The 13,989-nt window shown below is 61.7% G+C and carries 12 protein-coding genes and 1 tRNA gene; 5 read left to right on the top strand and 8 right to left on the bottom strand.

Features of this window, described 5'->3' with window-relative positions; all coding sequences use genetic code 11:
- The first annotated feature begins 109 nt into the window (after positions 1–109).
- The 4 genes from VJZ71_20640 to VJZ71_20625 all read left to right on the top strand — a co-directional run bounded on the left by VJZ71_20640 (position 110) and on the right by VJZ71_20625 (position 6,552).
- Positions 110–850 (top strand): ABC transporter ATP-binding protein, encoded by a 741-nt coding sequence (locus tag VJZ71_20640; protein HKQ50491.1) that lies wholly within the window; start codon positions 110–112, stop codon positions 848–850.
- Complete coding sequence (locus VJZ71_20635; protein ID HKQ50490.1) at positions 807–3,629, top strand: FtsX-like permease family protein; 2,823 nt, start codon at positions 807–809, stop codon at positions 3,627–3,629. Before VJZ71_20640 ends, VJZ71_20635 begins: the two co-directional genes overlap by 44 nt.
- A 123-nt stretch (positions 3,630–3,752) precedes the next feature.
- The gene (locus VJZ71_20630; GenBank protein ID HKQ50489.1) at positions 3,753–4,112 is read left to right on the top strand and encodes a hypothetical protein; all 360 of its coding nucleotides are present in this window, start codon (positions 3,753–3,755) and stop codon (positions 4,110–4,112) included.
- A gap of 1,636 nt (positions 4,113–5,748) precedes the next feature.
- On the top strand, positions 5,749–6,552 hold the full coding sequence (locus VJZ71_20625; GenBank protein ID HKQ50488.1) for a kelch repeat-containing protein: 804 nt from the start codon (positions 5,749–5,751) through the stop codon (positions 6,550–6,552).
- Between the two features lie 109 nt (positions 6,553–6,661).
- On the opposite strand, the gene VJZ71_20620 is transcribed toward VJZ71_20625, so the two are convergent.
- The 4 genes from VJZ71_20620 to VJZ71_20605 all read right to left on the bottom strand — a co-directional run bounded on the left by VJZ71_20620 (position 6,662) and on the right by VJZ71_20605 (position 10,209).
- A tRNA-Ser gene (locus VJZ71_20620) sits at positions 6,662–6,748 on the bottom strand.
- Positions 6,749–6,886: 138 nt separating this feature from the next.
- Positions 6,887–8,176, bottom strand: coding sequence for a PQQ-binding-like beta-propeller repeat protein (locus VJZ71_20615; protein ID HKQ50487.1), 1,290 nt, complete (start codon positions 8,174–8,176; stop codon positions 6,887–6,889).
- 116 nt (positions 8,177–8,292) lie between these two features.
- Entirely contained in the window at positions 8,293–9,435 is a 1,143-nt protein-coding gene (locus tag VJZ71_20610) for a DUF6263 family protein (protein ID HKQ50486.1), read from the bottom strand.
- A gap of 273 nt (positions 9,436–9,708) precedes the next feature.
- Positions 9,709–10,209, bottom strand: a complete 501-nt coding sequence (locus VJZ71_20605; protein HKQ50485.1) for a DnaJ domain-containing protein — start codon at positions 10,207–10,209, stop codon at positions 9,709–9,711.
- A 175-nt stretch (positions 10,210–10,384) separates the two neighbouring features.
- Between VJZ71_20605 and VJZ71_20600 the strand changes: the two genes are divergently transcribed.
- Entirely contained in the window at positions 10,385–11,134 is a 750-nt protein-coding gene (locus tag VJZ71_20600; GenBank protein ID HKQ50484.1) for a uracil-DNA glycosylase family protein, read from the top strand.
- A gap of 60 nt (positions 11,135–11,194) precedes the next feature.
- Here VJZ71_20600 and VJZ71_20595 read toward each other — a convergent pair whose 3' ends face one another.
- The 4 genes from VJZ71_20595 to VJZ71_20580 form a co-directional block, all read right to left on the bottom strand.
- Positions 11,195–11,674, bottom strand: a complete 480-nt coding sequence (locus VJZ71_20595; protein HKQ50483.1) for a DUF3368 domain-containing protein — start codon at positions 11,672–11,674, stop codon at positions 11,195–11,197.
- A complete protein-coding gene (locus VJZ71_20590; GenBank protein ID HKQ50482.1) occupies positions 11,671–11,943 on the bottom strand; it encodes a UPF0175 family protein in 273 nt (90 codons plus the stop codon). Before VJZ71_20590 ends, VJZ71_20595 begins: the two co-directional genes overlap by 4 nt.
- An 80-nt stretch (positions 11,944–12,023) precedes the next feature.
- On the bottom strand, positions 12,024–12,818 hold the full coding sequence (locus VJZ71_20585; GenBank protein ID HKQ50481.1) for a hypothetical protein: 795 nt from the start codon (positions 12,816–12,818) through the stop codon (positions 12,024–12,026).
- Positions 12,819–12,827: 9 nt separating this feature from the next.
- Positions 12,828–13,988: a hypothetical protein gene (locus VJZ71_20580; protein ID HKQ50480.1), complete on the bottom strand. Its 1,161-nt coding sequence runs from the start codon at positions 13,986–13,988 to the stop codon at positions 12,828–12,830.
- Between the last annotated feature and the right edge of the window lies 1 nt (position 13,989).

Raw genomic sequence — 13,989 nt, 5'->3', positions numbered from 1 at the left:
GACCGGGGGTGATCGAGTAACGCAGCCGCCAATTTCCTCCGCGTGAGGGCTCCTCCCATTTTGACGTTTTGACTTTTCGGTGTTTTGTCTTTTTGATGGCCCCTCATCCATGCCCACCGCTACTCTCATCGATGACCTGCACAAGACCTATCACCTCGGCGACGAGACCATCCACGCCCTCAACGGCGTCAGCCTCTGCGTCGAGCCCGGTCAGTTCGTCGCCATCATGGGGGCCAGCGGTTCCGGCAAAACCACGCTCATGCACCTCATCGGCGGCCTCGACAAACCCGACAGCGGCCGCGTCACCATCGACGGCCGCGAAATGACCGCCCTCTCCGACGACGAGCGCACGCTCTTCCGCCGCCGCCGCCTCGGCATCATCTTCCAATCGTACAACCTCCTGCCCACGCTGACGGCCCTCGAAAACGTCATGCTCCCGCTCCTCGTCGACGGTCGCCCGCACGGCGAGGCCCAGCGCCGCGCCGACGAGCTTATCGCCACCGTCAAGCTGCAACATCGCACGCGGCATCGTCCCGCTTTGATGTCCGGCGGCGAGCAGCAGCGCGTCGCCATCGCCCGCGCGCTAATGAACAATCCCGCCCTGATCCTCGCCGACGAACCGACCGGCAACCTCGACCCAACATCCTCCCTGCAAATCTGGCGGCTGCTTCGCGAACTGACGCAAAGCGCGGGCGCCAGCGTCCTCATGGTTACGCACGAAGCCAACGCCGCCGCCCACGCCGACCTCGTCTACGTCCTCAAGCAAGGCCGGTTTGCCGGCATCATCGAATCCAAGGGATGCGCCGATGCGACACTGGTATCAACTCGCTACGCGGAACTGGCGGACTAGGCCGGGCCGCTCCGCGCTCGCCGCCCTCTCCGTCACGCTCGGCGTCGCCGTCGTCGTCTGGGTCACCTGCTGTTACGAATCCGTCCGCCAGGGCATCACCCGCGTTGTGCTCGAGTGGATCGGCTCCGCGCATATCATCATCGAGCCCGTCGAGGGCGTCTGGGCCGTCTTCGACGAAAGCCTGGAATCCGAGATTGCCAAATCTCCGGGTGTCGTCCACACGACGACGCGCACCCGCGAGTACGTCGACGCCGCCTCCGGCACAGAAGTTCTCACGCAGAGGCGCAGAGACGCTGAGGAACAATCAACCCTCCGTCCCTCTGCACCTCTGCGTGACAAGTTCCACCTCATCGAAATGACCGGCGTGGTCCCGGAGAAAGAAAAGATCTTCCGCACCTATCGAATGTCGGCCGGTCGCTTCATCGAGCCCGGCGACCAGGACGCTATTGTCGTTGAGTCGCTGTTGGCCGACGAATTGAAATTGAAAGTCGGCGATGACATGCTGATCCGCTCGCTCAAGTCGCCGGAGCAGGTTCGCACATTCAAAATTGTCGGCATCCTCGATCGCCGCCGCGCCAGCGTGAACCAGGCGCCGATGACCTGGGCCAAATTGGCCGACGTCCAGTCCGTCGTAGCTCTGCCCGGCCGCGTCAAGGGCATCGATATCATCCTCGCCGATTCGAGTGTGGCGAACATCCAAAAGACCGCCGCGACGATCCGCGAACTCATCGACCGGCGAAACCAACAGCGCGTCGCCGCCGATCACGAGGCCGAGGGACTGCAAGTCAAGACGACCGAGACGCAGCATCAAAAACTCGGCGCCGCCCAGGGCCTGCTCCAGTTCATCATGCTCCTGCTCTCCTGCGTCGTCCTCCTCACGGCCTTCTTCATCATCCTCGCCTCCATGAACATGGGCGTCGTCGAGCGCATCGCCGAACTCGGGCTCCTCCGCTGCGTCGGCGTCACCCGCCGGCAACTGGGAGGTCTCATCCTCCTCCAGACCTTTCCCCTCGGGCTCATCGGCACGCTCTTCGGCCTGCCCCTCGGCATTGCCCTGCTTTGGCTCACGGTCACCAGCGTCCCCGATTACCTCGGCGAAATGACCATCAGCCGCTGGGGCATGGCCCTCGCGACGATCGGCGGTATCGGCACCACGCTCCTCGGCGCGGCTATCCCTGCCGCCAGCGCACTCTCCGTCTCGCCCGTGCAGGCCGCTCGCTCCGAGCCGAGTCAGCATCTATCACGCTGGATCTGGCTTTCCACCGCGACCGGTCTCGTCTTCATCGCCGCACACGAATTGCTTAAGCGCTATATCAGTACTTCCGGCACTTCCTCGTTTGACGCCGCCGGCGTCACTCTCGTCTTACTGCTCTACGGCGGCTGCGCCCTGCTCGCACCCGGTGTGGTCGTCCTCCTCGGCCGCGCCGCCGTCCTCATCGCCGCCCTCGTCCTCCGCCTCGCCCCGCAACTGCTCGGCGAGGAAATCGACAAAGCCCCCTTCCGCTGCGCCGCCGTCTGTTCCGGTCTCATGGTCGGTCTCTCCCTCATCGTCGGCCTCGTCGTCTGGGCCGAGTCCGTCAAGGAAGGCTGGCAGTTCCCCAAGGAATTCCCCGACGCCTTGCTTTACAGTTACGCCGCACTTCCCCTCGACGAAGTCGATGCGCTCCGCCACACCCCCGGCGTCGGTCAGTTCACCGTCGCCGACGACTTCGCCTTTTCACTGACCAAGCCCAGCAAGCTCGGCATCTTTCGCACCCTCTCCATGCTCGAGCAATCCTCTCGGTTCCTCGCCATCGACCCCGATGAGGGACTGGGCATCATCAAGCTCGCCTTCCTCGAAGGGAATCAGGCCGACGCCGTGGCCAAACTCAAGCAGGGCCATCACGTCCTCGTCACCCGCGAGTTCGCCAACGCCCGCAAAGTCCATCTCGGCGACAGCTTCGACATCTGGGTCGACGAAAAGAGCGCCCGTTTCACGATCGCCGGTGTCATCGGCTCGCCCGGTGTCGACATCGCCATCAGCTTTTTCAACGCCTCCGACTACTTCCAGTTTTACGCGGTCGGCGCGATCGTCGGCGCCCGCGCCGACGCCGAGCGCCTTTTCGGCCGCCGATACGGAAAACTCATGCTCTTCAACTTCGACCTCCCCGCGACCGACGCCTCGCGGATCGTCAGCACCGCCGATCAGGCCATCGCCCGCCGCCCCGGCGCCAAACCCGGCGAGCGCCGCTCCCTCGCCCTCGGCCCCGGCCCGGTCCCGGAAGCCGGTCCCGAAGAGCGGATCGTGAACACGATGCTAAAGAAGCTCGACTACCCCCCCAAGGCATTCGTGACGGCCCGCGAACTCAAGCAGCAGATCGACCGCAACATCAATCGCGTCACGCTGCTGCTCTCCGCCGCGCCATTCGTCGCGCTGCTCATCAGCGCGCTGGGCCTGGCGAACCTGATGGCCGCCAACGTCGCCAGCCGCTCCAAACAGATCGCCGTCCTCCGCGCCATCGGCGTCACCCGCAACCAGGTCTCGCGCATGGTCCTCGGCGAGGCCCTCGTCGTCGGCCTGCTCGGCAGCGGCCTCGGATTGACGCTGGGCCTGATGCTTGCGCGAACCAGCAACTTCATGACGCGGCTGCTCTCCGGCTTCGAGCCCGCCTTCACGATCCCCTGGGGCCTCGTCACGGCCGGCGCCGGTCTGGCCACGCTCATGTGCATCCTCGCCGCCCTCATCCCCGCGGCCCGCGCCAGCCGCGCCAACATCGTCGCGGTGCTTTCAAGCCTGTAACTCCCTCTCCCTTCCAGGAAAGGGCCGGGGTGAGGGTTCGAACACCAACGGTTCAACTGCGTCATTCTGCGTTCATCTGTGGTTCGTTTTGACTTTTCGACGTTTTGACTTTCTGATGTGTTCATGTCCTCCCCCCAGGACCTCTGGTCCAACGAAGAAACCTGGCTCGTCCAGCTCTGGCTGATGGACAATCCCGGCGCGAACGAGATCGCCAAAAAGGCCGCCCGCGAAGCCTGGGAGTCCGCTAAGGATGACAGTGGGGCGGGCGTCCCTGCCCGCCATTCTGCCAGCACAAGCGCACCGTTGTCCCGCATCGACAACGCGACGATCGCCCTCGCCCACTGGCTCAAGGACTCTATCGAATCCAACAACCCGCTTAAAGGCCGCGAACGCGACATGTACAGCGAGTTAATGACGCACACCCTCGATCAAGTGAATTGGCGCGAAATCGCCCGCCACTGGATCGACGAATTGGCCAAATGATTGCCTCCCCTTACGAAGGGGAGGGTTTGGAAGGGGGGTAGCCCAATTCGGCGCTTTATTCGCCAACCACGCCTGATCTTTTTTGAACCGCCGTTCGACGGTACAATAGTACTGCCGATCATAAGCGCCTTCGCGAACATGGGCGCGTAATTCAACCGTCCGTACCGGAGAGGGACGCATGAGGCCGGCGATCATCCCCCGAGACATCGGCACCCTATTAAGCAGTAGGTCGCTTATTCGATTAGTAGCGATGCTCTTAAGTCACTGCATGCCAACCATGGGGCAAGTACCTGACTGGAGTTCCCCTATTGTCCTCACTCCCATGTCTAGACACGCATTGGCTTTCGACAGCGCCAGAAGTGTCACTGTGTTGTTCGCGGGTACTCGAACTTTTGAATGGAACGGCAATACATGGGCGTTTCGCTCAAGCACTGGACCTTCGGGCAGGATCGATCACGCGATGGCGTACGACTCCACTCGTGGTGTGACGGTGCTATTCGGAGGCGCGAGTGGTTTTTTCAGCGGGCTTAACAACGAGACATGGGAATGGAACGGAACCGCCTGGACGCTGCGTTCGACCAGCGGCCCACCACCACGTCGGGGACACGCCATGGCCTATGATACTCTTCGTGGCGTAACGGTTTTGTTTGGCGGATCAAATGCGAATTTTTCTGCGATGGCCGATACTTGGGAATGGAATGGTAATACGTGGACCTTCCGCGGCGCGGGCGGCATTTCCAATCGAGTCAACCATGCCATGGCATACGATGTTGATCGAGGCGTAACTGTACTCTTTGGCGGTGGCACAAGTGGAACTCCAAGCATCAACAACGGGCAGACCTGGGAATGGAATGGCAGTGCGTGGACGTTGCGATCCAGCGTTGGACCATCGCCGCGCCACTACCATGCGATGAATTTCGATACCGCGCGTCACGTCGCTGTGCTTTTTGGGGGCGAGACTTCGTCGTCAGTTTTTAGCAGTGAGACGTGGGAATGGAACGGATCCGCTTGGAGCCTACGTTCGAATAGCGGCCCTTCGGCCCGTCAACAACACGCAATGGCGTATGATTTGGCACGCGGCCAGACACTGCTCTTCGGAGGATTCGCGCTCTCGTCCGGAACGAGCGGTGAAACGTGGGAATGGGATGGCGCGAACTGGAGCCTCCGCCAGAGTGTCCCCGCAGGCCAGGGTCTTGCAATGGCCTTTGATCGTGGCCGAAGAGCCATGCTCCTCTTCGGCGGATACAACGGTGGCTATGTCGGTCATACCTGGGAAAGGACTGACGGCAATTGGGAATTGCGTTCTGCGTCCGGGCCGTCTCCGCGAAGTTACTCCGCGTTAGCCCACGACACAGCGCGGGGTGTGACCGTGTTGTTCGGAGGAGAAACCGGCGAAGGAACCTACAGTCGAGAGACATGGGAGTGGAACGGAAATACATGGACACAACGGTTCCCCGGTCTCGGCCCCGGGGCCAGTCATGGTCATGCGATGGCGTACGACGCCTACCGAGCGGTTACCGTATGCTTTGGTGGCTTGACGAATAACGAAGCCACAACTTCCCAAACAATCGAGTGGAATGGTAACAATTGGATTATTCGCTCTGGTACCGGACCTTTAGGTCGCGCAGGACATGCGATGGCTTTTGACACCGGGCGGCGGGTTACAGTGCTTTTTGGCGGTTTCTACTTTGGGGAGAATTTCTCCGAACCCTTGCTGGGCGATACGTGGGAATGGAATGGAAGCACTTGGAGTCTGCGCACGACGAGCGGACCCCCATCACGACGCTACGCTGCAATGGCCTACGATACTGCGCGTGGGGTTACGGTGTTGTTTGGCGGTGAAAAGTCAAGCGGTAGCGATCTCAACGATACGTGGGAGTGGGACGGTAACAGTTGGTCGATTCGAACCATTGTTCAACCTCCGGCCCGGCGTCACCATGCGGTAGCGTACGATTCCGCGCGAGGGATTATCGAACTTTTTGGAGGAAACTCCGTATTCGGAAGTTTCACGGATACATGGGAATACGGGATTCCATGCAATCTCTGCGGCGACCTTGACAACGACGCCGACGTCGACGCCGACGACTTCTCGAGATTCCTCCTCACCTTCGGGCTCGAAGGCGGCCAATTCGGCTACCGCGCCTGCGCCGACTCCGACGCCGACGCGGCGATCACACTCGTCGACTACCAGGACTGGCTCGCCTGCTACCGTGACTTCGTCGGCAACCCCGCCGCCCCTGCCCCCCAACCCTCCGACCTCGGCGACCTAAACGCCGATCGTCTCCTCGACGCCCGCGACATCCAGCCCTTCATCGATACCCTGCTCGCCCCCTCCGCCGCAGGCCTCCGCGCCAGACTCGTCGCCGACCTCGACGCCTCCGGCCAGCTCGACGCCGCCGACATCGAACCCCTCGCCACCCGCCTGCTTCAAGGCGAGTGAGCCTCGCGATGCGCATCAGGACGCCGAGCGTGCATCGCCCCACCCGGCGCAACTTCGCGGCGCTCCGCCCGAACCGCCCGCCAACGGCCGGTGTTGTGTAGGAGTTGAACGGAGAGGGAGGGATTCGAACCCCCGCTGCAGTTACCCGCAGACCGCATTTCGAATGCGGCTCCTTCAGCCACTCGGACACCTCTCCAGGGGACGGGAATCGTAGCGAGGCGGGCGGCGTTCCTCAAGTTTCCCGGCGTGGGGTTCGCACCGCCCGTGCAAAAAAAGAGCCCCGCGTGTGCTGCGCGGGGCCTGGTGTTAAATACGTTCGCGACGTGATTTCGCCCTAAGACTCCGAGCCGCCGTCACTCAGGTCGAGCGCGATCAACTCGTTCTGATCACGGACGTACAGCGTCGTGCCGGCCAGCGTCGGGACCGTCCACGAAACCTTCGAGAGCAGCGGCACCTGGGCGATGATCTTGAACTTCTCCGGAGACGGATCGACCAGGCCGAGATTGCCGTCCTCGTCGAGGACGATCAGCTTGCCGTCGGCGTAAATGCAGTTGGCCTTGGCGAAACCGCGCTCTTTCCATTTCACCTCGCCCGTCTTGACATCGACGGCGTAAAAGAGCCCCGGCCCGCGCTGGGCGGCGGAGGTATAAATCGTGTCGCCGATCTGGATCGCGTTCGAGTGATGCACACCGACACGTTTGTTGGCCCACACCTCTGACACTTCCGTCTTCTTGCCGTTCTTGGTCAGCTTCAGCCCTTTGCTCCCGGCTTCCGGCGAGGACGTGATGAACAGCAGATGTTCCTTGTCGTCCCAGATGGGTAGCGTGACATTCTGCTTCCAGCGGTTCTGGTGCGGGAAGCTCCACTTCAGCGCGCCCTTGACCGGGTCGATCGCCACCAGCTCCGTCGCCATGAAGCAAAGGACCTGATCCTCACCGTCGACATTGATGAGCTTGGGCGTCGAGTAGCTGTTGACGAAATCGTGCCGCTTCCAGGCCGGCTTGCCGGTCTTCTTGTCGAAGGCGACGATGCTGTGGCCTTTGCCGCCGACCATCGCGATCACGAGATTCTTGTAACCGAAGGGGCTGGACGAGTAGCCGTGGTTGAGGACGGTCCCGTCAAACTCCTCCCAGAGATCGTGCGACCAGACCTTCTTGCCGGTCTTGCGGCTGAGGCAGTGCATCTGTCCGGAGACGCCGATCGTATAGACGCGCTTGTCGAAGACGAGCGGCGTGGCCCGCGGACCGGTGCCGAATTCGGCGGCATGGCCTTCTTTAATGGGCGCAATGTATTTGAAATCCCAGATCTTTTTTCCGGTCTTAGCGTCCAGACAAAGAACGACCTCCTGGTCATCCTCGCGATACATGGTGAACAGCCGGTCGTCGTCCACGACGATCGCCGAGTAGCCCTGGCCGAGCTTCTGCGACCACAGCTTCTTCGGACCTTCATCCGGCCATTCATCCGCCAGCCCTTTGCAATCCGCCTTGAAGTCCTGGTGCGGGCCGCCCCATTGCTTCCATTGTGCGGCCGCAGGCGTGGGTGCGCCGGCGAGCGCTGTAACGGCAGCGACCAATCCGCACGCGATGGACAATCTCCGACCGAGCGTGTTTTCTGCAATGTACATAGGTTCCTCCGAACAGCCCGCCAAGTTTTGATTATACCCTATTCGCCGGTGCGGCGGGTAAGTTCCGCCCGACGACAAGACAGTGCGGCACAAACACCGCAATATCCCGTCTGGTCTCATTCATCGGCATCGGCATCGTCATCCGATTCGTCATCCGAATCCGCCTCATCCTCTTTGGGTTCGGCCTTCGCCTTGGCGCGTCTTTCCTCGCCCGCCTTTTTTCGCGCCGCCTTCTTTTCGGCCGCGGCCTTTTGGGCCGCCTCGGTGACTTTCGCGTTCTCCGCCTTGATCTTCTCCCGCTCGGCCACTGGCATCACCGTCCAGGTCGTCTTGATCTCCATATCGATGTTCATACCGCTCTTCGACTCCTTACCCTCCTCATCCAGGGTGCGGAGCTTGGTTTTTCCTTCCAGGCTGGTCTTCACAATGAGGCCTTGATCGATATCAAATGTCCCCGTCCCCGTGGATTGGCCGTCGACCTTCATGGGGTCGGTCTCATCGGACGCGCCGGCGGCGGACGGCTTATTGGCGACCGTTCCCTCGAACGTGATGATCGCGACCTTTCTCCCGCCCTCCTCGCTGATCCGGTCCAGTTTGCAGTGATACGTATGAAGCGCCACCCCGATTTGCGGATGCTGGTCCGTAAACGTCCGGGTCCATTCGTCTCCCACCTTGACTTCCTTGTTGGGATAAAGGGCGAAACGCGATTCGCCGTACATCACTTTCGCCCGCGCGTCGTCCAACTCCTGCCACAGAATCTGTCGCAGCAGCATGTTCTGTCCCAGGGCCTTGCCGACCTTTTCGCGCAGCGGAATCATGCCCGACGCCGTGGTGACGTGAAAATCCTTGTCGAATTCCAACTGGAGCGTCATGCCCAGCATCGGCGACATCGCCTCCGCCACCTGCTCGTCCGTGTCCTCGTGCGCCGGTGCATCGGAATCGAAATAAAAATCCGCCATCGGCCCGGCGTCGAATTTCTGCGAGACCCGATCGAACGTGAGGTTCAGATAAGTCTTCGAGGCGCTGACTGCCTTGACCTCCTGAATAAACCCATAAGTACGGCGCGTGTGGATGGTCATCGACCCGCCGGGTATCCCCCGACCCGACTGGTCCCGGGCAATCTGCTGATCCAATTCAATGTATATTGAATCCCCTTGCTTGAACTTCGGCCGCAACATCACGGACTCGTCCGCCGCAGCGATCCCGCTCATCCAGCAACTAATGCCGATGAGGGGAAGTGCCGTTTTCCAGGTGGTCATCGATGTCTCCGATTCTGGGGGTTGACCGATGGCAGCCGACCCAAAGAGCGCCTCTCGGCCTCCGCCGGCCGCATTCTAATCGCCGAATGGGATTGCCACTATTCCGTCAGCGCAGTCCGATTCCCTGGGCCCGAACCCACCTTTACGAACGGTCCGCCACAGCGGCATTCACGCCCCATGCGGTTTGATCGCGTTTCGAGAGCCCGGCAAATCACGAACAGCCAAACGAGATGCCCGGCATCCTGGGAAATGAAGCGGAATGGACCGGAGCCGCTACCGTTCGATGACGTCGGCCCGGTATAGATCGAACGCCAACCAGCCCAGCGCCAGGAAAACGAACCCCATCCCGAAGGCGGCATGTTGCCAACTCTCCAGTACAGCCGAGACCACTGTGCAATAGACCGCCAGCGACTGCAGGCCGATCACGCCGATACAGCGCATCTGTTCATAGGTAGGCAGCGGCAGGTACTTCCGGCCTTTGGTCAGCAGGCAGTCCGCGCAGTACTTCCGCCCATCCAGCCCGCGAAACAGCTCCTTGATCCGCTCACACTTGGGGCATGGCCCGGCGAACTTGGAGACCTCCCGCAACGCGAAGGCTCGCTTCAGCATCGCGTACGCCTCCGTCGCCTCGCAAAAAGCAGCGAGGCTGGCCGCATCGCCCGCCGTCCGATCAGGATGATGCAAGAGCACCAGCCGCTTGTACGACCGATGCACCTGACGAAGCGTCGCCCCCGGCGAAAGGCCGAGAACTTGATAGCACTTCAGATAGCTCAATTCCCCGCCGCTCCCATCGTCCGGTACAGAGGCCGGACGCTACTTCCCGCTCCCGATCCGCTTTCCCATCCTGTCCGCCGGTCGCCTATTGTACGAAATCGCTGGGCCCCGGGTAAAGGGGCCGATCGAAGACCTCCCCGTGGCAGGCCCGGCCCTGTGCTACACTCGACGCCCCATGCGTTCTCGGTCTCAATGTGAGTCGCCTTGCACCGCCCTGCACGATATTACGCGGCGATTGGTCGCGGACCTTCGTGGTCTGCGATTCGGCCCGCTCGTCGCCTGCGTCTATAACCCGCTCGAATATGCTGCGGGGTCATACAGGAGTTACTTGGACCAGTATGCTCGCATCGGCGTGGAAGCGGTCTTCATGGGTATGAACCCCGGCCCGTGGGGCATGGCGCAGACGGGCGTGCCATTCGGCGAAGTCACGCACGTACGCGACTGGCTCGGCATCGACGAGCCCGTCGGTCAACCCGCGCGGCTGCACCCCAAGCGGCCGGTCGCCGGGTTCGCCTGTCATCGCCGCGAAGTCAGCGGCGCGCGGCTCTGGGGATGGGTGAAGGAGACCTTCGGCATGCCCGAGCGATTCTTCGCGCGCTTCTTCATCGCCAACTACTGCCCGCTATGTTTCATGGAAAAGAGCGGCCGCAACTTGACGCCCGACAAACTGCCGCCGCGGCAGCGAGCGCGCCTCCTCGCCGCCTGCGATCGCGCCCTTCGCGACACGATTCAGGTTCTTCAACCGCGCCGCATCATCGGCATCGGCGCCTTCGCGGAAAAACGCGCCCGCCTCGCGCTCGCCGATCTCGACATTCCCATCGGTCGCATCGCTCACCCCAGCCCCGCGAGTCCGGTTGCGAACAACGGCTGGCGGAAACGGATCGAAGGCGAGCTGAAGAAAATGGGAATCAAACTGCCAGGCTGAAGTTCTTAACGCAACGTCCGCACAACAGACTAGCTCACATTAACGAGCCTCCCGTGGGGCTTACGTCGTTTTCCAATGGTCCTCGAGAATGCGTTGAATGACCGTCTTGGAGATTCGAAAGTTTGTCCGGCGAAGTCTCGACAAGGCATCGGCAAGGTCGAGCAAGCCCTTATTCGCAGCCTCCTTCAGTACGCCGATCGTACCGGTCACGCGCACGCTCCGCCGCAGCGCGGCTTCGCGAGCATCCTTGTCATCGCAGAGCAGCAGGTCGGCGTTGAGCGACTGGGCGAGCATGATTGCTTCCTGCTCGCCATCTCCCAGATCCGCCAGGACCGGATCTCGTCGCGGCGGCTTTTCAATCTTAAGCCAGGACGGCCGCGATCGGATCAACACCTGAACCGCTTCCGGGCTCGAAGCTCGGGACAACTCCTCCGCAACGGCCTGGGGGATGACCACCTCGCCGTAGAGCCTGGGCAGCGTTTCGAAATGACCAAGGATGACAAGATAGTTCAGCGGTCCGGTGTCGGAGACGACGATCATCGCGATGTTGGGCCCCGAAGCTCCTCCAGTGATCGCACGTCCGCCTGGAAGTCCTCGAAGGTGTAGTTGAGCGGCACGCCGCGATCGGCGAGCCACTGATCCGCTTCAATAACGCCCATGCCCAGCGTCCGCGCCAGTCGCCCGACGCTGAGCTTGCCCTTGCGATAGGCTTCGATGAGAAGAGCCTCTCTGGCTGCCTGGCCGAGATCACCCAGGTCACGTCGCAATTGCTCTTCGAGTTCGCCTTCCAGTTGAAATGAGATCGCCATCGTGGTTGCCTCTACAGGCATTTTAGGTCATTTTTCCGCAAGACTCCACACTGAATCCTTGGATTTTCTTTGTTCCGAAGCTACGCGACGGCCGGCCGGAAGATCGGTTCCCCGCACTCCGGACAGACCGACGACTCAATCTTGTAAAGGGGATACCCGCACTTCCTGCAGTTCTCCTCCTCGATCTCGATGGAGAACCCCAGCCCGCATTGCGCACACTTCGAACGTCCGACTGCCAGCGTCTGGTTCTTGGCACATCGCGGGCAGGTGATCTCAACGGCCAGCTCGGTCGTTCGCACGGCCTCGCGGAGTCGAATCGCCGAGACCCTGTGCAGGATCGGCACGGCAATGGTTCCGCAGGCGACGCCGATGGACAGGACGCCCATGCCTCGATACCACTCATCCGCGTTCATGTGGTACCAGACGCTCACGCTGATCTGCAGCGCCAGGAGCCCAATGGCGACGGCCGTCAGGGTTCGCACCCAGTTCCACTGTGTCTTCAGGCGAGCGAGCGACAGCAAACCCACGTGCGGAAAGGCCACGGCGAAGACCCAGCAGATTCCGAGACACTCCCAAAACGCGTTCTGCCAACCCGGCTCGACCCAAATGCCCACGAGCGACATGACCAGCGCCACCGCCGCAGAGAGCAAACCCAAGGGACCGATCGGCGGCCAGCGCCGAAGTTCCGTCGGGATCGCCGCGATAAGCGCGAGGATGGACGTGGCCGCGACCGCGCCAGCCGTCGTCATGACCTGGCCAACAAAGGAGGACATTTGCCCGACCAGCAGACAATAGATGCCCACCGCGGCGCAAAAGACAATGGAAGCAATGAACCCCAGGAGAAGACTGCGCTGGGTCTGTGAGCGCATGGCCATAGGGGCATATTACTCCGATGCGACGGACCCGCCCACACGACTCCGACGCCTGACGAGCCGGATGGCCCAAACGACTAACCCCGCATTGACGGCCGCAAAAAACACGAAGATCCACCAACCCCCGATCTGAGCAGCCTCGGCATGCTGTTCGTAAAGTTTGGAGATGTCGATGGCATGCAACCGAATCGCCTCGCGCTCAACGGTCACGCCAAGGAGCGTTGCGAGCAGTCCGACGGACGCCAAACCCAGCGTCCACCATGAGAATCGTCCGCAGCGTAGCGCGTAGCGCCAGCACAGAAGTTGCAGCAGTCCGCCAGCGACGGCGAGGAATGAATAGGGTGGCGAAAGGGCATCGGCCTGCAATGGCGTCAAGCGCCGGCCGCCGATGTCCGATCTCTCGAGAAAGAAATAGGCATTCCCCGTAACAAGGCTGATGACGATCCCCGCCAGCGCCAGTTTCGCCAATCGTCTTACCACCGGCGAAGGGAATGACGAATTGGGTTCGGAATCTTCCCTTAATCCCTTAATCCCCGCTCCCTTAATCCCTGTTCCGATCAGTTGCCATCCCAGAATCGTCGCCATCGTCGCGACCGATCCCGCCGCCCACATCAGGAACCGCGCCGCGACGAGTGGGTTGCGATACACCATCGCCCGTGACTCGTAATGGCCGGGCCAACTCGCGCGATCCAGCGAGAGGAGGTGATTCTCCGTCCACGCATAGCCCGTGAAGGCAAAGCAGGCCAGCGCGCCGAGCGCGGCGCAGGCCGGCGCGACCGCCGAGCGCTTCGCCATCCATTTCGAGCGGATCAAATAGAGCAGATAGAACCCCACGATGAGCACCGGCAGGATCGACATCCATCGATGGAAGAGGAGCAGATTCGCCGTGTAGAACGGTTCCCGATAGAGAATTTGCAGGAAAAGCAGCGGCGCGATCGCCGCCGTGATCGCCGCGCCGAGCGCAAACGGCATCCAGTCGCGCAAGGTTTCGTACAAATCGTCCGGACCGGTCTCGCTGCCGGTTCGACGCCGTAGCCACCGACCCACTCCGACGAAGGCCAGATAACCCGTCCCCGCAAGGACGTAGTTCATGAACAGGACATGGCCGATCAGGGTCAAGACGTACAGCGTCAGGTAAAAGGCCGTTGGGCCGGGAAATCCGAATGGAAACACG

This window comes from Phycisphaerae bacterium (assembly GCA_035275405.1).
Classification (GTDB): domain Bacteria; phylum Planctomycetota; class Phycisphaerae; order UBA1845; family UTPLA1; genus DATEMU01.
The sequence above is the reverse complement of the archived record's forward strand: the minus strand, read 5'-3'. Positions and strand labels throughout refer to the sequence as shown.

Bases quoted from the DNA above. Each gene is read 5' to 3' on its own strand.
- VJZ71_20640 (HKQ50491.1), top strand. From the start codon at position 110: ATGCCCACCGCTACTCTCATCGATGACCTGCACAAGACCTATCACCTC.
- VJZ71_20635 (HKQ50490.1), top strand. From the start codon at position 807: ATGCGACACTGGTATCAACTCGCTACGCGGAACTGGCGGACTAGGCCG.
- VJZ71_20630 (HKQ50489.1), top strand. From the start codon at position 3,753: ATGTCCTCCCCCCAGGACCTCTGGTCCAACGAAGAAACCTGGCTCGTC.
- VJZ71_20625 (HKQ50488.1), top strand. From the start codon at position 5,749: ATGGCTTTTGACACCGGGCGGCGGGTTACAGTGCTTTTTGGCGGTTTC.
- VJZ71_20615 (HKQ50487.1), bottom strand. From the start codon at position 8,176: ATGTACATTGCAGAAAACACGCTCGGTCGGAGATTGTCCATCGCGTGC.
- VJZ71_20610 (HKQ50486.1), bottom strand. From the start codon at position 9,435: ATGACCACCTGGAAAACGGCACTTCCCCTCATCGGCATTAGTTGCTGG.
- VJZ71_20600 (HKQ50484.1), top strand. From the start codon at position 10,385: ATGCGTTCTCGGTCTCAATGTGAGTCGCCTTGCACCGCCCTGCACGAT.
- VJZ71_20595 (HKQ50483.1), bottom strand. From the start codon at position 11,674: ATGATCGTCGTCTCCGACACCGGACCGCTGAACTATCTTGTCATCCTT.
- VJZ71_20590 (HKQ50482.1), bottom strand. From the start codon at position 11,943: ATGGCGATCTCATTTCAACTGGAAGGCGAACTCGAAGAGCAATTGCGA.
- VJZ71_20585 (HKQ50481.1), bottom strand. From the start codon at position 12,818: ATGGCCATGCGCTCACAGACCCAGCGCAGTCTTCTCCTGGGGTTCATT.